This window comes from Piscinibacter sp. XHJ-5, assembly GCF_029855045.1.
Classification (GTDB): domain Bacteria; phylum Pseudomonadota; class Gammaproteobacteria; order Burkholderiales; family Burkholderiaceae_C; genus Albitalea.
The window spans coordinates 2501055-2521807 of the sequence record NZ_CP123228.1; the positions used below are offsets into that span (position 1 = coordinate 2501055).

Below are 20753 nucleotides of genomic sequence, written 5' to 3' on the forward strand. Positions count from 1 at the left end.
CTCAGGTCCTGGTGCCGGCCAGGGCCGATTCGATCGCCAGCGACACGGCGAGCACGGTGTCGTCGGCAAGGGAGCCGCTCCATACCATCAGGCCCACCGGCATCTCGCCGGGGTGCTGGCACGGCATGGAGAGGGCGCAGCCATCGACCATGTTGACCACCGATGGATTGCGCAGCATCAGCGCATTGGCCGCGAAGAAGGCCTCGTCGTTCGACTGGAGCTCGGCCAGCGGCGGTGCCACCACGGGCACCGTGGGGCTGAGCAGCGCGTCGAACCGGCGCAGCGTCCGGTCCATGCCGGCAATCCAGTCGCGGCGTGCCTGCAGCAGTTCGATGTAGTCAGCAGCGCTCATGCCTTCACCGCGTCGGATGCGGGCGGCGACGCGGGGGTCGTAGTCGGCCTGCCGGGCGGCCAGACGGCGACGGTGCCAGCTCCAGCTCTCGGCGGCCGAGAAGCCTCCGGTGGCCTGGATCCGCGACAACTCCGCGATCTCCGGCAGCTCGATGTCTTCAATGCACGCGCCGGCGCTTCGCAGGGTAGTCAGCGCCCGCTCGAAGGCGGTCGCAACGGTGGCATCCAGGCCGTCGAGCATGCTCGTGGCCGGCACGGCGAGTCGCAGGGCCTGCAGCGGCCGCCCCGGCAAGCGAACACGGCGCTGGGCCAACACTTCGTGCAGAACGACGGCATCGCGCACCGAGCGGGTGATGGCGCAGACCGTGTCGAGCGTCGTGGACAACGGGATGGTGCCGTCGGCGGGCGTCAAGGACGCTGTGTTCTTGAAGCCCACCAGCCCTTGCAACGCGGCCGGAATGCGAATCGAGCCGCCGGTGTCGGACCCCAGCGCGGCCCAGGCCGCGCCCGTCGCCACGGACACGCCGCCGCCCGAGGTCGATCCGCCGGGAATGCGCGGCGTGGCGTCGAGTGCCGCAGTCGCCGGGTTGGATGGAGTTCCGTGGTGTGGGTTGATGCCGATACCGGAAAAGGCGAACTCCGTCATGTTGGTATGGCCGATGAGCGCCGCGCCGGCTTGGCGCAGGCGTGCCACCGCCGCGCTGTCTTGCGCGGCCGGCGATTCATCGACCAGGACCTTGGAGCCAGCGGTGGTGACCCAACCCTGTACATCAAAGAGGTCCTTGACGCTGATCGCCAGTCCGGCCAGCAGCGGCAGAGGGGCGCCGGCGGCGGTCTGCCGATCGATGGCGGAGGCCGCCACCCGCGCCATCTGGTCGAACCGGCGGATGAAGGCATGCCGATTGGCATCGGCCTGGGCCGATGCGAGCGATGCGTCGAGCTCGCGCTCGGCGCTCGTGCGTCCCGCAGCGATCTGCGCACGCGCGGCGGTGAGGTCGGGGGTCATGGGGTGCTATACTCGACGGGTTTATCCGGATGTGGATCCCTAGCGGGGAGCGCTCCGGCTGAACGTATCGCGAAGTCAGCGAAATCGCGAACCCGGCTGTTGAAAGGTGTTGCGGCGGTCATTTCTGTAAAGACGTGTCACCGCAATTCAAGCCGGATTCTAGACACAACCTTTGGAGTTCTCATGTCAGTCAGCATGCGTGAAATGCTGGAAGCCGGCGTCCATTTCGGACACCAGACGCGCTTCTGGAATCCCAAGATGGCCCCGTACATCTACGGCCATCGCAACAAGATTCACATCATCAACCTCGAGAAGACGCAGCCGCTCTTCTCGGACGCGATGAAGTTCATCCGCCAGCTCGCTTCCAAGCGCGGCAACATCCTGATGGTCGGCACCAAGCGCCAGGCGCGTGAAGTCATTGCCACCGAAGCCCGGCGCGCCGGAATGCCCTTCGTCGACCAGCGCTGGCTGGGCGGCATGCTGACCAACTTCAAGACGGTCAAGGGATCGCTGAAGCGCCTGAAGGACATGCAGGCCCAGGTCGAGGCCGGCAACGAGATGCGCATCAAGAAGGAAGCGCTGATGTTCCAGCGCGAACTCGCCAAGCTCGAGAAGGACATCGGCGGCATCCAGGACATGAACGCTCTGCCCGACGCGCTGTTCGTCATCGACGTTGGTTACCACAAGATCGCCGTCGCCGAAGCCAACAAGCTCGGCATCCCGGTGGTGGGCATCGTCGACTCGAACCACTCTCCCGAGGGCATCGACTACGTCATCCCGGGCAACGACGACTCATCCAAGGCCGTGGCCCTGTACGCCCGAGCGGTGGCAGACGCCGTGCTGGAGGGCAAGGCCAACGCGACGAGCGACGTCGTGGCCGCTGCCGCCGGTGAAGGCGACGAATTCGTGGAAGTCAACGAAGGCGCGTAAAGCGCGACGCCCCTCTCACTGACAGGTGAGGCAAGAAAGGGGCTGCTTCAGCCCCTTTCTTTTTCAACGCGAAACGATCACGCCGCCGAGCCCGCGCACCGCACGCCCGGCGGCCATCCCAGGAAACGGAGAAACACGATGGCTGCAATCACCGCAAGCATGGTCGCCGAGCTGCGCGCGAAGACCGACGCGCCGATGATGGAATGCAAGAAGGCCCTGACCGAGGCCGAGGGCAACATGGACCGTGCCGAGGAACTGCTGCGCGTCAAGCTCGGCAGCAAGGCTGGCAAGGCCGCTTCGCGTGTGACGGCCGAGGGCGTCGTTGCCGCTTTCGTCGAGGGCAGCACCGGCGCGCTGGTCGAGGTCAACTGTGAAACGGACTTCGTCTCGAAGAACGATTCCTTCCTGTCCTTCACGAAAGCGGTCGCCGAGCTCATCGCCAAGAATGATCCTGCCGACGTCGCCGCGCTGTCGAACCTGCCGCATTCGCAGGACGGCTTCGGCCCGACCGTGGAAGACGTGCGCAAGGGACTGATCGGCAAGATCGGCGAGAACATGACGATCCGCCGCTTCAAGCGCTACGCCGGCGGCGGCAAGCTCGCCAGCTACCTGCACGGCACGCGCATCGGCGTGATCGTCGAGTTCGAAGGTGACGACGTGGCGGCCAAGGACGTCGCGATGCACGTCGCCGCGATGAAGCCGGTGTCGCTGTCGTCCGCCGACGTGCCGGCCACGTTGATCGACAAGGAGCGCTCCATCGCCACGCAAAAGGCGGCCGAGTCGGGCAAGCCCGCCGACATCGTCGCCAAGATGGTTGAAGGCTCGGTGCAGAAGTACCTGAAGGAAGTGAGCCTGTTCAACCAGGCTTTCGTGAAGAACGACAAGCAGACCGTCGAGCAGATGCTCAAGTCCGCGAACACGAAGGTGAAGGGCTTCACGCTGTATGTCGTCGGCGAGGGCATCGAGAAGAAGGCCGACGACTTCGCAGCCGAAGTGGCGGCGCAGGTGGCCGCCGCCAAGGGCGCGTGATCGGCGAAGCGCTGTTTTCCGAGGGGTGATGTCACCCCTCGGGCGTTTAGACTTCGGCACGACAGACATACGACCACAGGAACCCGAATGCCCGCCTACAAGCGCATCCTGCTGAAACTCTCCGGCGAGGCCCTCATGGGCGACGACGCCTACGGCATCAACCGCTCGACCATTGTCCGGATCGTGCGCGAAGTGCAGGAGATCACTCAGCTGGGCTGCGAGGTGGCGGTGGTGATCGGCGGCGGCAACATCTTCCGCGGCGTCGCGGGAGGCTCGGTCGGCATGGACCGCGCCACCGCCGACTACATGGGAATGCTGGCCACCGTGATGAACGCGCTCGCGCTGGCGGACACCATGCGCCAGGAGGGCATGACCGCGCGTGTCATGTCGGCCATCGGCATCGAGCAGGTCGTCGAGCCGTATGTCCGACCGAAGGCGCTGCAATACCTCGAAGAGGGCAAGGTGGTCGTTTTCGCCGCGGGCACCGGCAATCCGTTCTTCACCACCGACACGGCAGCCGCGCTCCGTGGCGCCGAGATCGGCGCGCAGATCGTGCTCAAGGCGACCAAGGTGGACGGCGTCTACACCGCCGATCCGAGGAAGGATTCCAGCGCCACGCGCTACAGCGAGATCAGCTTCGACGAGGCGATCACGAAGAACCTGCAGGTCCTCGACGCAACCGCCTTCGCGCTCTGCCGCGACCAGAAGCTGCCCATCAGGGTGTTCAGCATCTTCAAACCCGGTGCGCTCAAGCGTGTCGTGCTGGGCGAGGACGAGGGCACCCTCGTTCATGTCTGAGGGGAAACAAGCATGAGCATTGCCGACATCAAGAAGACCGCCGAGCAGAAGATGGCTCGTTCGGTGGAAGCGTTGAAGACCGAGCTGCAGAAGGTGCGCACCGGCCGCGCGCACCCCGGCATCCTCGACCAGGTGCACATCGACTACTACGGCTCGATGGTCCCGATCAGTCAGGTGGCCAACGTATCGCTGCTCGATGCGCGCACGATCAGCGTGCAGCCGTGGGAAAAGGGCATGGGGGCCAAGATCGAAAAGGCCATTCGCGAGAGCGACCTCGGCCTCAATCCGTCCGCACAGGGGGATCTGCTGCGCGTGCCGATGCCCCCGCTCACCGAGGAGCGCCGCAAGGAGCTGTCCAAGGTCGTACGCCACGAGGGCGAAGACGCGAAGGTCGCCGTGCGCAACATCCGCCGCGATGCCAACGAGCACGCAAAGAAGCTTCTGAAGGACAAGGAGATCGGCGAGGACGAGGAGCGCCGTTCGCTGGACGAGGTGCAGAAGCTCACCGACCGCACCATCGCCGAGATCGATCGGCTCGTCACAGCCAAGGAAGCGGAGATCATGGCCGTCTGACGGCCGGTCTTCGCTCACACGCAGATCTCCCGTGGACTCGCAGGCCGCCATCCCGCGCCACGTCGCCATCGTCATGGACGGCAACGGCCGATGGGCCCGCAAGCGCTTCATGCCGCGCTTCTTCGGCCACAAGGCAGGCGTCGATTCGCTGGTGAAGACGGTGCTGGCCTGCGCCGACAGGGGCATCGAATACCTCACCGTGTATGCGTTCTCGTCGGAGAACTGGAAACGGCCCACCGAAGAGGTGTCCGGGCTGATGGGTCTCGTGCTCGTCGCAGTGGCCAAGTACCTCACCAAGCTGGCCGATCGCGGCGTGCGCATCCGGATCGTCGGCGACCGCAACCAGGTCTCCGACAAGTTGCGGGCCGCCTGGGAGCAGGCCGAGTCGCTGACGCGGGACAACAAGCGCATCACGCTGTCGGTGTGCTTCAACTACGGCGGGCGCTGGGACATCGTGCAGGCGTGCCGTCGGGCCATCGTCGACGGCGTACCGCCGGATCAGCTGGACGAAGCGCGGCTCAGCCGCTACATGGCCCTGAGCCACGCCCCCGATCCCGATCTGCTGATCCGCACCGGCGGAGAGGTCCGCATCAGCAACTTCCTGCTGTGGCAGGCGGCCTATTCGGAGCTCGTGTTCACCGACTGCCTGTGGCCCGAGTTCGGCGACGCTGAACTCGACGCGGCGCTCGCCGAGTTCGCTCGCCGCGACCGCCGCTTCGGCGGCGTCAAGGACAGCGTGCCGCTCGAGGCCAAGCAGGCCTGATGCACGGGCCCGCATCATGCTGAAGCAGCGCGTCATCACCGCCGTCGTGCTGCTGGCCGTGCTCCTGCCTGCTCTGTTCGCGCCCATGGCCTGGCCGTTCGCCGTCCTCACGCTGGTGATGATCGGAGCGGCCGGATGGGAGTGGGCTCGCCTCAACGGAGTGGCGGGCGGCGGGGCGGTCTCGCTGGGGCTGGCGCTGGCCGGCGCCTGCGCCCTGGCACTGTGGACCGGCTGGGCGGCATCGGCGCCCCATCTCGCCTGGTGGCTGGCAACCCTCGTGTGGGTGCTCGGCGGCATGTGGGCCCTGCGCGTCGGTCCGACCGGCTGGCCGGTCCTGTCGAAGGTGTTGCGCTGCGCGCTGGGGCTGGTGGCGCTGTGGACCGCCTGGCTGGCGCTGGCCAACGCGAAGTCCACCGGTGTCAATGCGATTCTCTCGATCTTCTGCCTCGTCTGGGCTGCCGACATAGCGGCCTACTTCGGTGGCCGGACTTTCGGCAAGCGCAAGCTCGCGCCGGCCATCAGTCCCGGCAAAAGCTGGGAAGGCGTGTGGAGCGGCATGGCCGGCGCCCTGGCGCTGGCTGTCGCGTGGCTGGCCATCGACCGGTCCTTTGCGGTGGACTCGATGAGCCTCTACTCGATGCTGCGCGACCGCCTCGGCACCATCGGCCTCGTCGCGGGCACCGTGTTTCTCGCCGCCATGAGTGTCGTCGGCGACCTGGTCGAGTCGCTGGCCAAGCGCAGCGCCGGCGCCAAGGACAGCAGCCAGCTGCTGCCGGGTCATGGCGGGGTGCTGGACCGTATCGACGCACTGCTGCCGGTGTTTCCGCTGGCGCTTGCGCTGACCTCCCTCTGATCAAAGCTGTCCCATGTCGTTCGTCCAGCGTGTCTGCATCCTCGGCTCCACCGGTTCGGTGGGCGTCAGCACGCTCGACGTGCTGGCGCGGCACCGCGAGCGCTTCGAGGTGATCGCGCTCACCGCGCACAGCCGCACCGACGAGCTCTTTGCGCAGTGCGTGCAGTGGCGTCCGCGCTTTGCCGCCGTCCCGCAAGCGGCCCAGGCGCAGGCTTTGCAGCGGCGCCTGCGCGAGGCGCAGTGCAGCACCGAGGTCCTGGTCGGCGCGCAGGCGCTGTGCGAGCTGGCGGCGCATCCCGACGTGGACTCGGTGATGGCCGCCATCGTCGGCGCCGCAGGGCTGGCGCCTTGCCTTGCCGCCGCGCGCGCCGGCAAGCGGCTGCTGCTGGCCAACAAGGAAGCGCTGGTGGTCGGCGGGGCGCTCTTCATGCAGGCGGTCCGCGAAGGCGGGGCGCTGCTGCTGCCCATCGACAGCGAACATTCGGCGATATTCCAATGCCTGCCGGAGGACCGCAGCACCTGGGGTCAACGCATCGACCACCTGCTGCTCACCGCGTCGGGTGGGCCATTTCGCACGCGCGATCCGGCGACGCTCGCGAGCGTGACACCGGACGAAGCCTGCGCACATCCCAACTGGGTGATGGGCCGCAAGATCTCGGTCGATTCCGCGACCATGATGAACAAGGCGCTCGAAGTCATCGAGGCGCGTTGGCTGTTCGACCTCACGCCCGAGAAGGTGAGGGTGGTGATCCACCCGCAGAGCATCGTCCATTCGATGGTCGTCTGCCGCGACAACTCGGTGCTGGCGCAGCTCGGCACGCCCGACATGCGCGTGCCGATCGCCTATGGACTGGCGTTCCCCGAGCGCGTCGAATCCGGCGCGGCAGCGCTCGACTTCACCGCGCTGGCGAGCCTCACCTTCGAGGCGCCCGACTTCACGCGCTACCCCGGGCTGCAGCTCGCCTGGGACACCCTGCGCGGTCCGGCGGGCAGCACCGCGGTGCTGAATGCGGCGAACGAGGAGGCGGTGGCGGCGTTCCTCGCCGGAACCATCCGCTTCGATCAGATTCACAACGTCAATGCCCGCACGCTGGACGCGGTGCTCGTCGCCGCCGACGAAGCCGCCACTGTCGAAGGGTTGATGCAACTGGATGACCGCTCACGCCAGGCGGCACGGCAACAGATCGAGCGCTTCGCCAGATGATCACGCTTCTCGCATTCATCGTCACGCTGGGCGTCCTCATCGTCATCCACGAGTACGGGCACTATCGCGTGGCGGTCGCCTGCGACGTGAAGGTGCAGCGCTTCTCGGTGGGCTTCGGTCGGACCCTGTGGCGGCGGCAGGCGACGCCCGACAGCACCGAGTTCGTCGTCGCGGCGCTGCCCTTGGGCGGCTACGTCAAGATGCTCGACGAGCGAGAAGGCGAAGTGCGCCCCGAGGAACGCCACCGCGCATTCAACAACAAGCCCCTGTGGCAGCGCACGGCCATCGTGTCGGCCGGTCCGATCGCCAACCTTCTCCTGGCCGTGGTGCTTTACGCGGCCGCCAACTGGATCGGCATCGACGAGCCCAAGGCGCTGCTCGGCGCACCTCCTGCAGGCAGCCTCGCCGAGCGAGCCGGCGTCCGGGCCGGCGACTGGGCGCGCTCAGTGTCGAACGACGGCAACGACTGGCGCGAGCTGCGCTCCATGACGGATCTGCGCTGGGAGATCACGCAGGCCGTTCTGCACGGCGAGCCGCTCCACCTGAGCGTGGCCAACGCCAATGGCCGCAGCGAGCGTGGCGTGGTGCTCCCGCTCGACAAGCTCGACTCCAGAGAGCTCGATGCGCAGCTCATGCGCCGCATCGGCCTCGGCCAGACCTACAGCGAGCCGGTCATCGACAGCGTGGCGCCGGCCGGGCCTGCCGCGCGGGCGGGACTGCTGCCCGGCGATCGCGTGCTGAGCATCGATGGGCAAGCCATTTCCGATCGATCCCGTCTGATCGAGCTGATCCGCGCAAGCGGTGCCGAGGGCGAGCCGCGGACGATGGCCTGGCGGATCGAGCGCAGCGGGCAGACCCTGGATCTCGAGGTCAAGCCGGCACTGGTCGGCGAGGGCGACAAGCGCATCGCGCGCATCGAAGCGGCCATCGGCAAGCGTCCCGACATGGTGCTCGTGCAATACGGCTTCCTCGAAGGACTGTCGCAGGCTGCGACACGGACCTGGGAGATGTCGGCCCTGACGCTGAAGATGCTCGGCAAGATGCTGATCGGCCAGGCTTCGCTGAAGAACCTCAGCGGACCGCTGACGATCGCCGACTACGCCGGCCAATCGGTGCAGCTCGGCCTCGCGTACTACCTCGGCTTTCTTGCCGTCGTCAGCGTGAGTCTCGGCGTGCTGAATCTGCTGCCGCTGCCGATGCTCGATGGCGGACACCTGATGTATTATCTTTTCGAAGCAGTGACAGGGCGGCCGGTCTCGCAGCAGTGGCTGGAACGGCTGCAGCGAGGCGGTGTGGCCATCATGCTCGTGATGATGTCGCTCGCTCTCTACAACGACGTGGCCCGCCTTCTGGGCCTGCACTGATCCCTCCCCGAATGCGTGTGCCTCATCGCCTGAGTTCGTTTCGTCCTACCGTTTTGTCCATCGCCTTGGCCGCCGCGTTGCAGGCCGGATCGGCCTGGGCGGTCGAACCCTTCCAGCTGAAGGACATCCGGGTCGAAGGCCTGCAACGCACCGATGCAGGCACTGTCTTCGCATCGCTGCCCTTTCGCATCGGCGACACCTACAACGACGAGAAGGGCGCCGCCGCGCTGCGCGCGCTGTTCGCGACCGGCCTGTTCAAGGACGTGCGGCTCGAAGTCGAGGAAGGCGTGGTCATCGTCATCGTCGAAGAGCGGCCGGTCATCGCGAGCATCGACTTTCGCGGGCTGAAGGAGTTCGACAAGGACACGCTCGCCAAGTCGCTGAAGGACTTCGGTATCGGCGAAGGGCTTCCGTTCGACAAGGCGCTCGCCGATCGTGCCGAGCAGGAACTGAAGCGCCAGTACCTGACGCGCAGCCTCTACGGCGCCGAGGTGGTGACCACGGTCACGCCGCAGGAGCGCAACCGGGTCAACGTGACGTTCACGATCACCGAAGGAACGGCAGCGCGCATCAGCGAGATCCGCATCGTCGGCAACAAGGTGTTCTCCGAGAGCACGCTGAAGGGCCTGTTCGACCTCAACGACGGCGGCTGGCTGAACTGGTACACCAAGGCCGACCGCTATTCGCGCGCCAAGCTGAATGCCGACCTCGAGACGCTGCGCGCGTACTACCTGAACCGCGGCTACCTCGAGTTCAACGTCGATTCGACCCAGGTCGCGATCTCGCCCGACAAGCAGGACATCACGATCACGATCAATGTCTCCGAGGGCCAGCCCTACACGGTGACCGCGGTCAAGCTCGAGGGCGACTACCTCGGCAAGGACGAAGACTTCAAGACACTCGTCACCATCAAGCCCGGACAGCCGTATCGCGCCGAGGCCGTGGCCGAGACGACCAAGGCCTTCGTCGAGCGCTTCGGCACCTTTGGTTATGCCTTCGCGCGCATCGACGCGCGTCCCGAGATCGACCGCACCACCGGCCAGGTGGTGCTGACGCTGGTGGCCGAGCCCGCGCGGCGAGTCTACGTTCGCCGCATCAACGTGGCGGGCAACAGCCGCACGCGTGACGAAGTCGTGCGCCGCGAGTTCCGCCAGTTCGAGTCGTCGTGGTACGACGGCCGCAAGATCAAGCTCTCGCGCGATCGCGTCGATCGGCTCGGCTATTTCAGCGAAGTCAACGTCGAGACCAACGAGGTTCCGGGCTCCATCGACCAGGTCGACCTGACGATCACCATCAAAGAGAAGGCCACCGGCAACCTGTTGCTCGGCGCCGGCTTCTCCAGCGCGGACAAGCTGTCCTTCACTGCCTCGGTCAAGCAGGACAACATCTTCGGCTCGGGCAACTATCTGGGCATCGAGCTCAACACCAGCCGGTCGCAGCGCACCGTGGTGCTGAGCACGGTGGATCCGTACTTCACGATCGACGGAATTTCGCGCGCATTCGACATCTACTACCGCACCGTCAAGCCGCTGAACAGCCAAGGCGAGGAATACGAACTGGTCACCCCCGGGGCATCCATTCGCTTCGGCGTGCCCTTCAGCGAGCTCGACACGGTGTTCTTCGGCGTCGGCGTGGAGCGCACGCAGATCAAGGGCGACGCGGCACTGCCCCAGAACTACTTCAACTACCGCGAGAACTTCGGTGCCACCAGCACCACCGTGCCGCTCACCGTCGGCTGGACCCGCGATGGCCGGGACAGCGCGCTGGTGCCCACGCAAGGCCGCTACATGCGCCTCAATCTCGAAGCGGGCCTGCTGGGCGATGCGCGCTATTGGCGCGCCAACACGCAGTTCCAGCAGTACATCCCGCTGACGCGCCGCTTCACGCTCGGCGTCAACGCGGAGCTCGGATGGGGCAAGGGACTCGGCGGCAAGCCCTATCCGATCTTCAAGAACTTCTATGGCGGCGGCCTCGGCACGGTGCGTGCCTTCGACCAGGGCTCGCTGGGTCCGGTCGACGTGATCGGCGCCTACATCGGCGGCAATCGCCGACTCAACATCAACAGCGAGCTGTACCTGCCGGTGCCGGGCACCGGCAACGACCGCACGCTGCGCTGGTTCACCTATGTCGACGTCGGCAACGTCTGGGGCGAGAACGAAAAGATCAACGCGGACAGCCTGCGCGCGTCGGCCGGTCTGGGCGTGAGCTGGATCTCTCCGGTCGGTCCGCTGAAGCTCAGCTACGGCACGCCGATCCGCAAACAGCCGGGCGATAGAATCCAGCGACTTCAATTCCAGATCGGGACTGCGTTCTAATGAAACTCTCTGTTGCACGAATGGCGGCCGCCTTGGCCGTGGCAGCTGCCGCGGTCGGCGTGCAGGCGCAGGAACTGAAGATCGGATACGTCAACAGTGACAAGGTGCTGCGCGAGGCGACGCCGGCGAAGGCCGCCCAGGCCAAGCTGGAGCAGGAGTTCGGCAAGCGCGACCGCGAGCTCAACGATCTGGCCACGCGCCTCAAGGCCGCGGCGGACAAGCTCGAGAAGGACGCCCCCACGCTGCCCGAGGCCGAGCGCAACCGCCGCCAGCGGGAGCTCGTCGACCAGGACCGCGAGATCCAGCGCAAGCGGCGCGAATTCCAGGAGGACCTCAACCAGCGCAAGAACGAGGAACTCGCTTCCGTCGTCGAGCGCGCCAACAAGGTCATCAAGCAGATCTTCGAAGCCGAGAAGTACGACCTGATCCTGCAGGAAGCCGTCTTCGCCGGCCCGCGCGCCGACATCACCGACAAGGTGATCCGCGCGCTCAACGCCCAAGGCGGCAAGTGATTGGCGCATGAGTTCGCGCTGGGCGAGATCGCGGCTCATCTGGGCGGCGAACTGATCGGCGACCCGTCGCTTCGCATCAGCCGCATCGGCCCGCTGGAGGGCGCCACGCCCTCCACGATTTCCTTCCTCTCCAACCCCCGCTACCAGTCCCAGCTCGCACAGTCGCGGGCGGCATGCGTCATCGTCGCGCCGGCGCTGCGCGATGCGGCCACGGCGCGCGGTGCCGCACTGGTGCTGCCCGACCCCTACCTCGGCTTCGCCCGCCTGACCCAATGGTGGGCGGCGCGCACGCGTGCGCCCGCACCCCGCGGCGTGCATCCGGGCGCGGTCGTCGACCCCGGCGCACGGCTGGGCGCCGACGTCGCCATCGGGCCGCTGGCCGTCGTCGAAGCGGACGCCGCGATCGGCGACGGCGCGACGATAGGCGCGCACTGCGTCGTCGGCGTGGGCGCCTCGGTGGGCGAGGGCACACGGCTCGCGGCGCGTGTCGTGCTCGGCCACGGTTGCCGCATCGGCGCCCGAGGCATCGTGCACAGCGGCGTGGTCATCGGTGCCGACGGGTTCGGCTTCGCACCCGTGCAGGGCCGATGGGAGAAGATCGAGCAACTGGGCAACGTGGTCATCGGCGACGACGTCGAGATCGGCGCCAACACCTGCATCGACCGCGGCGCATTGGACGACACCGTCATCGAAGACGGCGTCAAGCTCGACAACCTGATCCAGATCGGTCACAACGTGCGCGTCGGCGCGCACACCGCGATGGCGGGCTGCGTCGGCGTGGCGGGCAGCGCGGTGATCGGCGCCCACTGCACGCTGGGCGGCGGCGCCATCGTGCTGGGACACCTGACGCTCGCCGACCACGTGAGCATCTCGGCGGCGTCGGTCGTGATGCGCTCGATTTCCAAGCCGGGCCACTACAGCGGCGTGTTCCCCATCGACGACAATGCGGCCTGGGAGAAGAACGCCGCCACGCTGCGCCAGTTGCACGCCCTGCGAGACCGGCTGAGAGCGCTCGAGAAGAAATCATGATGGACATTCACGAAATCCTGAAGAAGCTGCCGCACCGCTATCCGATCCTGCTGGTGGATCGGGTGCTGGAGCTCGACAAGGGCAAGCGCATCAAGGCGATCAAGAACGTCTCGATCAACGAGCAGTTTTTCCAGGGCCACTTTCCGCACCGTCCGGTGATGCCCGGCGTGCTGATGCTGGAGGCGCTGGCGCAGGCCGCGGCGCTGCTGTCGTTCGAGTCGCTCGGCAAGGTGCCCGACGACAAGACCGTCTACTACTTCGCCGGCATCGACGGAGCCCGCTTCAAGCGTCCGGTGGAACCGGGCGACCAGCTCACCCTCGACGTCACCCTCGACCGCGCCAAGGCCGGTGTCTTCAAGTACACCGCGCGTGCGCTGGTCGGCGAGGAGCTCGCGGTCGAAGCGCAGCTCATGTGCACGATGCGCACCATCGCCTGAGAGCACGTCCATGGCGGCCATCCATTCCACGGCCATCATCGAGCCCGGCGCGCAGCTCGGCGAGACGGTCAGCGTCGGGCCCTACACCATCATCCGCGCCGGGGTGACTATCGGCGAGGGCACCACAGTCGGTCCGCACTGTGTCATCGAAGGGCAGACCACGATAGGCCGCGACAACCGCATCTTCCAGTTCTGCTCGCTCGGCGGCGCCCCGCAGGACAAGAAATACGCCGGTGAGCCCACGCGCCTCGAGATCGGCGACCGCAACACCATCCGCGAGTTCTGCACCTTCAACACCGGCACGGTGCAGGATGTAGGCGTGACGCGGCTCGGCGACGACAACTGGGTGATGGCCTACGTGCACCTCGCGCACGATTGCCAGGTGGGCAGCCGGACCATCTTCGCCAACAACGCGCAGCTCGCAGGCCACGTGCATGTGGGCGATTGGGCCATCCTCGGCGGCTACACGCAGGTGCACCAGTTCGTGAAGATCGGCGCCCATGCGATGACCGGCCTGGGCACCACGCTGTCACAGGACGTCCCGCCCTTCGCCATGATCGCGGGCAACCCTGCCCAGGCACGCGGCTTCAACGCCGAGGGGCTGAAGCGCCGCGGCTTCTCCGCCGAGCGCATCGGCGCCGTCAAGCAGATGTACCGCCTGCTGTACCGGCAGGGCCTCACGCTGGAAGAGGCGCGCAGCGCGATCGACGAGCTCGTGCAGGCGACACCCGAGGCGGCGCAGGACATCGGGCTGATGTCGCGCTTCCTCGCCGAGTCCACCCGCGGCATCGTCCGGTAGCCCGCGCATGGCCGAACAGCGATCGCCTCGTCTGGCGATGGTGGCAGGCGAAGCTTCGGGCGACCTGCTGGCCGGGCTTCTGCTGGGCGGACTCACCGCGCGCTGGCCCTCGCTTCAGGCCTTCGGCATCGGCGGGCCGAAGATGGCGCGCCACGGCTTCCAGGCCTGGTGGCCGCACGACAAGCTCGCGGTGCGCGGCTATGTCGAGGTGCTGCGCCACTACCGCGAGATCGTCGGCATCCGCAAGCGGCTCGCCGAGCGTCTGCTGGGCGAGCGTCCCGACCTCTTCATCGGCGTCGACGCGCCCGACTTCAACCTCGACCTCGAGGCCAGGCTGAAAGCCGCGGGCATCAAGGCGATCCACTTCGTCAGTCCGTCGATCTGGGCGTGGCGCGGCGAGCGCATCGACAAGATCCGGCGATCGGTCGACCATGTGCTGTGCCTGTTTCCGTTCGAGCCGGAGATCTATGCGCGCCATGGCATTGCGGCGAGTTACGTCGGCCATCCGCTGGCCGATGCGATCCCGCTCGAAGTGCCGCGTGCCGCCAGCCGCCTCGCCTTGGGCCTCGGCGACGAGGACACCGTGGTGGCGCTGCTGCCGGGCAGCCGCCGCTCGGAGATCCAGTACATCGCGCCGCGACTGCTGGCTGCCGCGGCCGACATGCAGCGCCGGCGCCCGGCGCTGCGCTTCGTGCTGCCGATGGCCGCGGGCCTGCGCGCGATGCTGGAGCCGCTGGCCGCGCGCCATGCCGCCGGCGTCAAGCTCGAGCTGCTCGAGGGACGCTCGCACGAGGCACTTGCCGCCTGCGACGTCACCCTGGTCGCGAGCGGCACCGCCACGCTCGAAGCGGCGCTGTTCAAGCGTCCCATGGTCATCGCCTACCACATGCATTGGCTCAGCTGGCAGATGATGAAGCGCATGCGCTACCAGCCGTGGGTCGGCCTGCCGAACATCCTGCTCAGGGATTTCGCGGTGCCGGAGCTGTTGCAAGACGAGGCGACTCCCGCGAAACTTTCAGACGCCGCGATGGCGTGGCTCGACGATCCCCAGCGGCGCGCCGCCGTGACCGATCGGTTCGCAGCGCTGCACCGCGAGCTGCGCCGCAATACCGCCCAAGCTGCCACCGATGCGATCGAAAAAATCCTCGCCGCTTAAGCAGGAGGGCCAGCAGCTGGGCCTCAAGTTCGACGTGCAGGGCCTGGTCGCCGGTGTCGACGAGGCCGGCCGCGGCCCGCTTGCCGGGCCCGTCGTCGCGGCGGCGGTCATCCTCGACGACACCAAGCGCATTCGCGGCCTCAACGATTCCAAGCTGCTGACGCCGGCGGTGCGCGATCGTCTCTACGACGAGATCCGTGCCAAGGCGCTTTGCTGTTCGGTGGCGGAGGCCAGCGTCGACGAGATCGACCAGCTCAACATCCTGCAGGCGACGCTGCTGGCCATGCGCCGCGCCGTCGAGGGCCTGCGGCTCAAGCCCGCGAAGGTGCTGGTCGACGGCAACCAGCTGCCCCGCCTGCGCATCCATGCCGAGGCGGTGATCGGCGGCGACGCCACCGTGAAGTCGATCTCCGCGGCCTCCATCCTGGCCAAGGTGCATCGCGACCGACTGTGCCTGCAGCTGCACGAGCTGCATCCGCAATACGGCTTCCACGAGCACAAGGGCTACTCGACCCCCGCGCACCTCGAGGCGCTGAAGCAGCACGGCGCCTGCGGCATCCATCGCCGCTCCTTCGCCCCCGTGCGCGAGGCGCTGGGCCTGCCGATGGACGGATGGCGCGAGGTCCTCGGCCTGTCGGTGGATGGATGACGAAGGTCCAGGCGATCCACTCGCGCGACAACCCGCTGCTGGTGCGGCTGCGCAAGCTGGCCGGCGATCCGGGGGGCTACCGGAAGCTCGGTGAGATCTGGCTCGAAGGCGATCATCTTTGCGAGGCCTTCGTCCAGCGCGGCGGCGTCGTGAAGCAGGCCGTCATCACCGAGCCCGCCTGGGATGAGCCGCGTTGGCGCCACCTGGCCAGTCTCGCCGAGTCGGTGGCCGTCGTGTCGCCTGCGCTGATGGGTACTTTGAGTGCGCTCGAATCACCCTCTCCCCTGGGGTATGTCGTGCCTTGGGCCGGGCCCGGTTCAATGCTCGCGGCATCGCCAAGCGTCGTGCTCGACCGGCTGCAGGATGCGGGGAACGTCGGAACGATCCTGCGCAGCGCGTCCGCATTCGGCATCGAGCAGGTGGTGGCGCTGAAGGGGACCGCCGCGCTGTGGTCGCCCAAGGTGCTGCGCGCCGGCATGGGCGCGCACTTCCGGCTTCACCTGGTCGAGGGTGCGTCGGCGGACCACCTCGACCAGCTTCGCCTGCCGCTGGTGGCAACCAGCTCGCACGCGGCGGCGCAGCTTCCGGACGTGGCCTTGCCGTATCCCTGCGCCTGGCTGATGGGCCACGAAGGTCAGGGGCTCGACCCCGGGGTGCTGGCGCGGTGTCGACTCACGGTGGCCATCCCGCAGCCGGGCGGCGAGGAGTCGCTCAACGTGGCCAGCGCCGCCGCCGTGTGCTTCTACGAGGCGCTGCGCCAGCATCGCGCTGCGGGCCCGCGACCCTCCGAAGGGTCCGTCCGAACACCGGCCGGTTGACGGTCCTCGGCGTCGAACGGGCACGAGGGGTCCCCGCAGCGACATCACAGTGCCCTTGGGCACTTGTCGTGTGCCGTGCACCCCTCCCCTCGGATAGGGGACCAACTAAGTCACGGGGGGCATGGGATCTGCATGCCCGAGGCGTCAGGTCCGGCGCTATCTGGCCGATCATGGTCCTGTTGGGCAGGCAGCCCTGAGGTCGTCAACGAACGGTCTCAACCCTGGGGTCTTCGAGTTGTTCTCCAATCCGTCCGCAATCGATCAGTTGCCGGGGGCCGCGCCGGCCTCGAGGCCGGCCGTCAGCGCCGCGGTCGCCACCTGGGACGGTCCGTCTGCAGAAATGCGGCGGTTTTCCGCCGGCATCCGGGTCATCAACGCGATGCTGTGCACGCTGCTGATGTTCAGCAACGAAACCCGGCTCGGGGTAGCGGCGGCGCTGGTGCTGGGCGCCTACGACCTGTGGGCTGCCTTCGTCCTCTGGAACGAGGCCAGCGGCCACTCCGAACGGGCCGGCTGGGTCCGCTACTGGATCGATGTCACCTGGACGGCCACCGTGCTGCAGCTCACCTCGACGGACACGTCGATGATGGTCTTCACGCTGGTGCAGCCCGTGGTGCTCACCAGCATCGGCTACGGCGTGCGGCGCGGGTTCACACTGGGGCTGTTCGCGGCGATCGCGGTCATGCTCGACCTGCGCGATCCTGCCGTGCGCGCGATCGGCTTCAGCTGGACGCATACCGTCCCGGCATTCGGCGTGCTGGCGTTGTCGCCCATTGCGGCGCTGCTGTCCCGTCCCATGAGCGTGCTGCGGCAGCGGCTGACGCTGATGGCCGAGGTGGAAAGCACGCTGGATCCGCGGCGTGGCCTCGAAACGGTGGCCAATGCCCTCGTCGACGCACTGCGCCAGGGCACCAACGCGCAGCTCGCCGGCCTGGTGCTGCCGGCGTCCACGGGAGCGCCGGCGATCCTGAGCGGGGCCAACGACGGGACCTTCCGCGCCAGCCTGGAGACCCACCGCCACATCGAGGCGCTGCTCGAATCGATGCCGGTGCGTCCGGTGGTGCATGTACGACGCAGGCCGTGGCTCATGCGCCTGGGCCTGGGCGGTCACCGCGAGGAAGGCGTGATTCTCGACAGGCTCGACCAGCTTGCCGAGCTGCTCGAGGTCTCCACCCTCATCGTGGTGCCCCTGACACGCTACGAGCGCCGCCACGGCTATCTGCTGCTGGGCGAGCGCGACCGGGGCAGCGTGACGCAGGACGTGCAGGCACTCGCCCATGCAGCGCCTGAAATGCTGCGCATCCTCGAGACCGCCACACTGGTGGATCGCCTGCACGAGGAATCGACGGCGCATGAACGCTCGCGCATCGGACGGGATCTCCACGACAGCGCGATCCAGCCCTATGTGGGCTTGAAGTACGCCATCGAAGGCATGGCGATGCGAATGCCGCCCGACAACCCGATGTACGCGGATGTCCAGTCGCTGCTGTCACTCGTCACGTCGGAGATCGTCGAACTGCGCGAGCTGATCTCGGGGCTGCGCGCAGGCGAAGCGCGCGGCGACAACGCCCTGGTGCCGGCCGTTCGACGACAGGTGCGTCGCTTCTCGGTCCTGTTCGGCGTCGAGGTGCATCTGGACAGCCCGAACGAGGTGGCCACCACACGCGTCCTCGCCGCGGCACTGTTCCATATGGTCAACGAGGCCCTGAACAACGTGCGCAAACACACACCCGCTCGACATGTGTGGATCGCGCTGCAGGAAACCCCCGAGGCCATTCGCCTGCGCGTGCGCGACGATGCAGGCGACATCCTCGGACGCGCCATGCCGGACTTCGTGCCGCGCTCGCTGAGCGAGCGGGCAGCGGCGCTGGGAGGCACGCTGGCCTGCGAAAGACCGGACGGGATCAACACCCAGCTGACGATCACGATTCCTCGCTAAGAGAAAGAAGCCGTATGGAACTCGACGACGCGACTGTTCAACGATCACCCACCGCATCGCGTGGCATCCGGGTATTCCTGGCGGATGACCACGGCATCACGCTGTGGGGCTTGCAGCGGCTCATCGACGCGTCCCGGCCCCATCTCGAGGTGGTCGGCACCGCGCAGTCGTGCGAGGCGCTGATCAGTCACCCGGCGCTGCCGGCGACGGACGTTCTGCTGCTCGACCTCGATCTTGCGGGGCGAAACAGCACCGAGCTCATGACCGAACTGCATGCCCGATGCTCCGGCCAGGTGCTGGTGCTGACAGCCGCCGACGATGTGGCCGATCACCGCAACGCCGTCCTCAAGGGCGCGCGCGGGGTGCTGCACAAGAGCACGTCCGCCGACACCATCCTGCGCGCCATCGAAAGCGTGCACGCGGGCAAGGTCTGGATGGACAACGGCCTGCTGGGCGACGTGCTGGGCATGCTGACAGGCGGCGCCTGTTCGCAGACGCCGGCCGACCCTGCCAAGCAGCGCATCGCCAGCCTCACGCCGCGAGAGCGCGAGATCGTCACGGAGATGGTGCGCAGTGCAGGCTCCAAGCTGCTCGCGGTGGCCGATGCGCTTCACATGAGCGAACACACACTGCGCAATCACCTGACCACCATCTACAGCAAGCTGGGCGTGCGCGGCCGACTCGAGCTGCACGTCTTCTCCGATGCGCACGGACTGGGCGCCTCGGTACACCGGGCACCGACTCGCGAGCGGCAGCCATGGGGCGGCCGCGAAGCCAGCTGAACACCCAGACCACCAGGAGGCCCACCCGATGAACACGCCCGCTTCCCCGCAGCAGGAAGGCGCCATGACCGAATGGCTGCTGCGCAGCTTCGCGCTGCTCGCGTACGGCATCGGCGTCAGCCGGCTGGCGCATGCCTGGTGGATGGACCTGAGCCGCTGGACGCTGCTGCTGCTGCTGCTCACCGAAGGCTATTCGCTGCTGATGGTCCTGGTAGCGCGGCGGGCCAGCACGCGGGACATGTCGCCCATGGTGGTGGCGGTGACGTCGTACGCGATGTTCTATTTCGTGCTCATCGACCCTGCGGGCACGACGCGGCTCATTCCCGAGATGGCCGGCGTGTCGCTGCAGCTGCTCGGCACGGCCTGGCAGTTCGCCGCCAAGGTGTCGCTGGGGCGCTCCTTCGGCTTGCTGCCCGCGCAGCGAGGCATCGTGGTGTCCGGGCCGTATCGCTGCGTGCGCCATCCCATTTACCTGGGCTATCTGATCGGCCACGTGGGCTTCCTGCTCGTCAACTTCTCTCTGTTCAACGCCGCGGTGCTGGTCGCCCTGTACGGCGCGCAAACGATCCGCATCCGCCGCGAGGAAGCCGTGCTCGCGGCCAGCGATGCCTACCGGGACTACCAGGGCCGCGTGCGCTGGAAGCTGGTTCCGTTCGTGTACTGACACCGCGGCGAGCATGCCGTGAGCTACGACCAGGCCTTCTTCGACTACGTGAACTCCGGGTCGACGCGTTCGGCGCGCGCGGTCCTGCCTCTGCTGCAGGCGGTCCTGCCGGTGCGAAGCGTGCTCGACGCCGGGTGCGGTGCCGGCGCGTGGCTGGCCGCCTGGCGCAGCGTGGGCGTCGACGACGTCATCGGCCTCGACGGCGACTATGTCGACCGGCGGCGGCTTCTGATCTCCGCCGACCGTTTCGTCGCCGTCGACCTCGCCCACGGTTTCGATTGCGGCCGGCAGTTCGATCTCGTGCAATGCCTCGAGGTCGCGGAACACCTGCCCCCGGAAAGCGCGGACCGCCTGGTGGCCTCTCTCGTGCGTCATGCCGGCGTCGTGCTGTTCTCGGCCGCACCACCGGGACAGGGGGGCGACCACCATGTCAATGAACGAAGCTACGAGTACTGGCGCGAGCGCTTCGCGGCCTGCGGGTATCGTCCCGTGGACTACCTGCGCCCGCTGATCGCCGGGCATTCCGACATCGAGCCCTGGTACCGGTACAACGTGTTCCTGTACGTCGATGCGGCCCGCATCCACGCGCTCGACGAGCGCCTCCGGGCGGCAACGGTGAGCGACGGCGAGATGCTCGCCGACCTGTCTCCGCTGCCGTATCGCCTTCGCAAGGCGGTGATCCGGCAATTGCCCGTGTGGTTCAACACCGCGCTGGCCAAGTTGAAGGAGCGCGTCATGTCGGCGTGGCGACGGTCCGCGGCCGCGGCTGCCCGGCCATGAGT

General features: G+C 67.4%; 21 protein-coding genes. 20 read left to right on the plus strand and 1 reads right to left on the minus strand.

Annotated features, from left to right (window positions below; genetic code table 11):
• Position 1 precedes the first annotated feature (1 nt).
• Positions 2-1357 (minus strand): amidase, encoded by a 1356-nt coding sequence (locus P7V53_RS11705; protein ID WP_280155645.1) that lies wholly within the window; start codon positions 1355-1357, stop codon positions 2-4.
• Between the two features lie 183 nt (positions 1358-1540).
• Between P7V53_RS11705 and rpsB the strand changes: the two genes are divergently transcribed.
• The 20 genes from rpsB (at position 1541) to P7V53_RS11805 (ending at position 20751) form a co-directional block, all read left to right on the plus strand.
• The gene (gene rpsB / locus P7V53_RS11710) at positions 1541-2287 is read left to right on the plus strand and encodes a 30S ribosomal protein S2 (protein ID WP_280155646.1); all 747 of its coding nucleotides are present in this window, start codon (positions 1541-1543) and stop codon (positions 2285-2287) included.
• Positions 2288-2425: 138 nt separating this feature from the next.
• Positions 2426-3316 carry a translation elongation factor Ts gene (gene tsf, locus P7V53_RS11715; protein ID WP_280155647.1) on the plus strand — a complete coding sequence of 297 codons (891 nt, stop codon included), beginning with the start codon at positions 2426-2428 and terminating at the stop codon, positions 3314-3316.
• A gap of 87 nt (positions 3317-3403) precedes the next feature.
• Positions 3404-4114: a UMP kinase gene (gene pyrH, locus P7V53_RS11720; protein ID WP_280155648.1), complete on the plus strand. Its 711-nt coding sequence runs from the start codon at positions 3404-3406 to the stop codon at positions 4112-4114.
• Between the two features lie 12 nt (positions 4115-4126).
• On the plus strand, positions 4127-4687 hold the full coding sequence (gene frr / locus P7V53_RS11725; protein ID WP_280155649.1) for a ribosome recycling factor: 561 nt from the start codon (positions 4127-4129) through the stop codon (positions 4685-4687).
• Positions 4688-4718: 31 nt separating this feature from the next.
• Positions 4719-5450, plus strand: coding sequence for a polyprenyl diphosphate synthase (gene uppS, locus P7V53_RS11730; protein ID WP_280155650.1), 732 nt, complete (start codon positions 4719-4721; stop codon positions 5448-5450).
• Positions 5451-5466: 16 nt separating this feature from the next.
• Complete coding sequence (locus P7V53_RS11735) at positions 5467-6303, plus strand: phosphatidate cytidylyltransferase (RefSeq protein WP_280155651.1); 837 nt, start codon at positions 5467-5469, stop codon at positions 6301-6303.
• 13 nt (positions 6304-6316) lie between these two features.
• A complete protein-coding gene (gene ispC, locus P7V53_RS11740; RefSeq protein ID WP_280155652.1) occupies positions 6317-7507 on the plus strand; it encodes a 1-deoxy-D-xylulose-5-phosphate reductoisomerase in 1191 nt (396 codons plus the stop codon).
• The gene (gene rseP / locus P7V53_RS11745; protein WP_280155653.1) at positions 7504-8871 is read left to right on the plus strand and encodes an RIP metalloprotease RseP; all 1368 of its coding nucleotides are present in this window, start codon (positions 7504-7506) and stop codon (positions 8869-8871) included. The genes ispC and rseP overlap by 4 nt, the downstream gene beginning before the upstream one ends.
• Before the next feature lie 53 nt (positions 8872-8924).
• Positions 8925-11186: an outer membrane protein assembly factor BamA gene (gene bamA / locus P7V53_RS11750; RefSeq protein WP_348273470.1), complete on the plus strand. Its 2262-nt coding sequence runs from the start codon at positions 8925-8927 to the stop codon at positions 11184-11186.
• A gap of 20 nt (positions 11187-11206) precedes the next feature.
• On the plus strand, positions 11207-11698 hold the full coding sequence (locus P7V53_RS11755) for an OmpH family outer membrane protein (protein WP_280155655.1): 492 nt from the start codon (positions 11207-11209) through the stop codon (positions 11696-11698).
• Positions 11699-12727: a UDP-3-O-(3-hydroxymyristoyl)glucosamine N-acyltransferase gene (gene lpxD, locus P7V53_RS11760; RefSeq protein ID WP_280155656.1), complete on the plus strand. Its 1029-nt coding sequence runs from the start codon at positions 11699-11701 to the stop codon at positions 12725-12727.
• Positions 12724-13164, plus strand: a complete 441-nt coding sequence (gene fabZ / locus P7V53_RS11765; RefSeq protein ID WP_280155657.1) for a 3-hydroxyacyl-ACP dehydratase FabZ — start codon at positions 12724-12726, stop codon at positions 13162-13164. The genes lpxD and fabZ overlap by 4 nt, the downstream gene beginning before the upstream one ends.
• A gap of 10 nt (positions 13165-13174) precedes the next feature.
• Positions 13175-13963 carry an acyl-ACP--UDP-N-acetylglucosamine O-acyltransferase gene (gene lpxA, locus P7V53_RS11770; RefSeq protein ID WP_280155658.1) on the plus strand — a complete coding sequence of 263 codons (789 nt, stop codon included), beginning with the start codon at positions 13175-13177 and terminating at the stop codon, positions 13961-13963.
• A gap of 7 nt (positions 13964-13970) precedes the next feature.
• Complete coding sequence (gene lpxB, locus P7V53_RS11775; protein ID WP_280155659.1) at positions 13971-15119, plus strand: lipid-A-disaccharide synthase; 1149 nt, start codon at positions 13971-13973, stop codon at positions 15117-15119.
• Positions 15091-15768, plus strand: coding sequence for a ribonuclease HII (gene rnhB / locus P7V53_RS11780; RefSeq protein ID WP_280155660.1), 678 nt, complete (start codon positions 15091-15093; stop codon positions 15766-15768). The genes lpxB and rnhB overlap by 29 nt, the downstream gene beginning before the upstream one ends.
• Positions 15765-16586 (plus strand): RNA methyltransferase, encoded by an 822-nt coding sequence (locus P7V53_RS11785; protein ID WP_280155661.1) that lies wholly within the window; start codon positions 15765-15767, stop codon positions 16584-16586. The genes rnhB and P7V53_RS11785 overlap by 4 nt, the downstream gene beginning before the upstream one ends.
• 340 nt (positions 16587-16926) lie before the next feature.
• Entirely contained in the window at positions 16927-18525 is a 1599-nt protein-coding gene (locus tag P7V53_RS11790) for a histidine kinase (protein WP_280155662.1), read from the plus strand.
• Positions 18526-18539: 14 nt separating this feature from the next.
• Positions 18540-19307: a response regulator transcription factor gene (locus P7V53_RS11795; RefSeq protein ID WP_280155663.1), complete on the plus strand. Its 768-nt coding sequence runs from the start codon at positions 18540-18542 to the stop codon at positions 19305-19307.
• Between the two features lie 28 nt (positions 19308-19335).
• Positions 19336-19971: an isoprenylcysteine carboxylmethyltransferase family protein gene (locus P7V53_RS11800; RefSeq protein ID WP_280155664.1), complete on the plus strand. Its 636-nt coding sequence runs from the start codon at positions 19336-19338 to the stop codon at positions 19969-19971.
• A gap of 18 nt (positions 19972-19989) precedes the next feature.
• The gene (locus P7V53_RS11805) at positions 19990-20751 is read left to right on the plus strand and encodes a methyltransferase domain-containing protein (protein WP_280155665.1); all 762 of its coding nucleotides are present in this window, start codon (positions 19990-19992) and stop codon (positions 20749-20751) included.
• Positions 20752-20753: the final 2 nt, after the last annotated feature.

Coding starts and splice junctions, on each gene's coding strand:
- P7V53_RS11705 (WP_280155645.1), bottom strand. CDS start 1,357: ATGACCCCCGACCTCACCGCCGCGCGTGCGCAGATCGCTGCGGGACGC.
- rpsB (WP_280155646.1), top strand. CDS start 1,541: ATGTCAGTCAGCATGCGTGAAATGCTGGAAGCCGGCGTCCATTTCGGA.
- tsf (WP_280155647.1), top strand. CDS start 2,426: ATGGCTGCAATCACCGCAAGCATGGTCGCCGAGCTGCGCGCGAAGACC.
- pyrH (WP_280155648.1), top strand. CDS start 3,404: ATGCCCGCCTACAAGCGCATCCTGCTGAAACTCTCCGGCGAGGCCCTC.
- frr (WP_280155649.1), top strand. CDS start 4,127: ATGAGCATTGCCGACATCAAGAAGACCGCCGAGCAGAAGATGGCTCGT.
- P7V53_RS11735 (WP_280155651.1), top strand. CDS start 5,467: ATGCTGAAGCAGCGCGTCATCACCGCCGTCGTGCTGCTGGCCGTGCTC.
- ispC (WP_280155652.1), top strand. CDS start 6,317: ATGTCGTTCGTCCAGCGTGTCTGCATCCTCGGCTCCACCGGTTCGGTG.
- rseP (WP_280155653.1), top strand. CDS start 7,504: ATGATCACGCTTCTCGCATTCATCGTCACGCTGGGCGTCCTCATCGTC.
- P7V53_RS11755 (WP_280155655.1), top strand. CDS start 11,207: ATGGCGGCCGCCTTGGCCGTGGCAGCTGCCGCGGTCGGCGTGCAGGCG.
- fabZ (WP_280155657.1), top strand. CDS start 12,724: ATGATGGACATTCACGAAATCCTGAAGAAGCTGCCGCACCGCTATCCG.
- lpxA (WP_280155658.1), top strand. CDS start 13,175: ATGGCGGCCATCCATTCCACGGCCATCATCGAGCCCGGCGCGCAGCTC.
- lpxB (WP_280155659.1), top strand. CDS start 13,971: ATGGCCGAACAGCGATCGCCTCGTCTGGCGATGGTGGCAGGCGAAGCT.
- rnhB (WP_280155660.1), top strand. CDS start 15,091: ATGCGATCGAAAAAATCCTCGCCGCTTAAGCAGGAGGGCCAGCAGCTG.
- P7V53_RS11785 (WP_280155661.1), top strand. CDS start 15,765: ATGACGAAGGTCCAGGCGATCCACTCGCGCGACAACCCGCTGCTGGTG.
- P7V53_RS11790 (WP_280155662.1), top strand. CDS start 16,927: ATGCGGCGGTTTTCCGCCGGCATCCGGGTCATCAACGCGATGCTGTGC.
- P7V53_RS11795 (WP_280155663.1), top strand. CDS start 18,540: ATGGAACTCGACGACGCGACTGTTCAACGATCACCCACCGCATCGCGT.
- P7V53_RS11800 (WP_280155664.1), top strand. CDS start 19,336: ATGAACACGCCCGCTTCCCCGCAGCAGGAAGGCGCCATGACCGAATGG.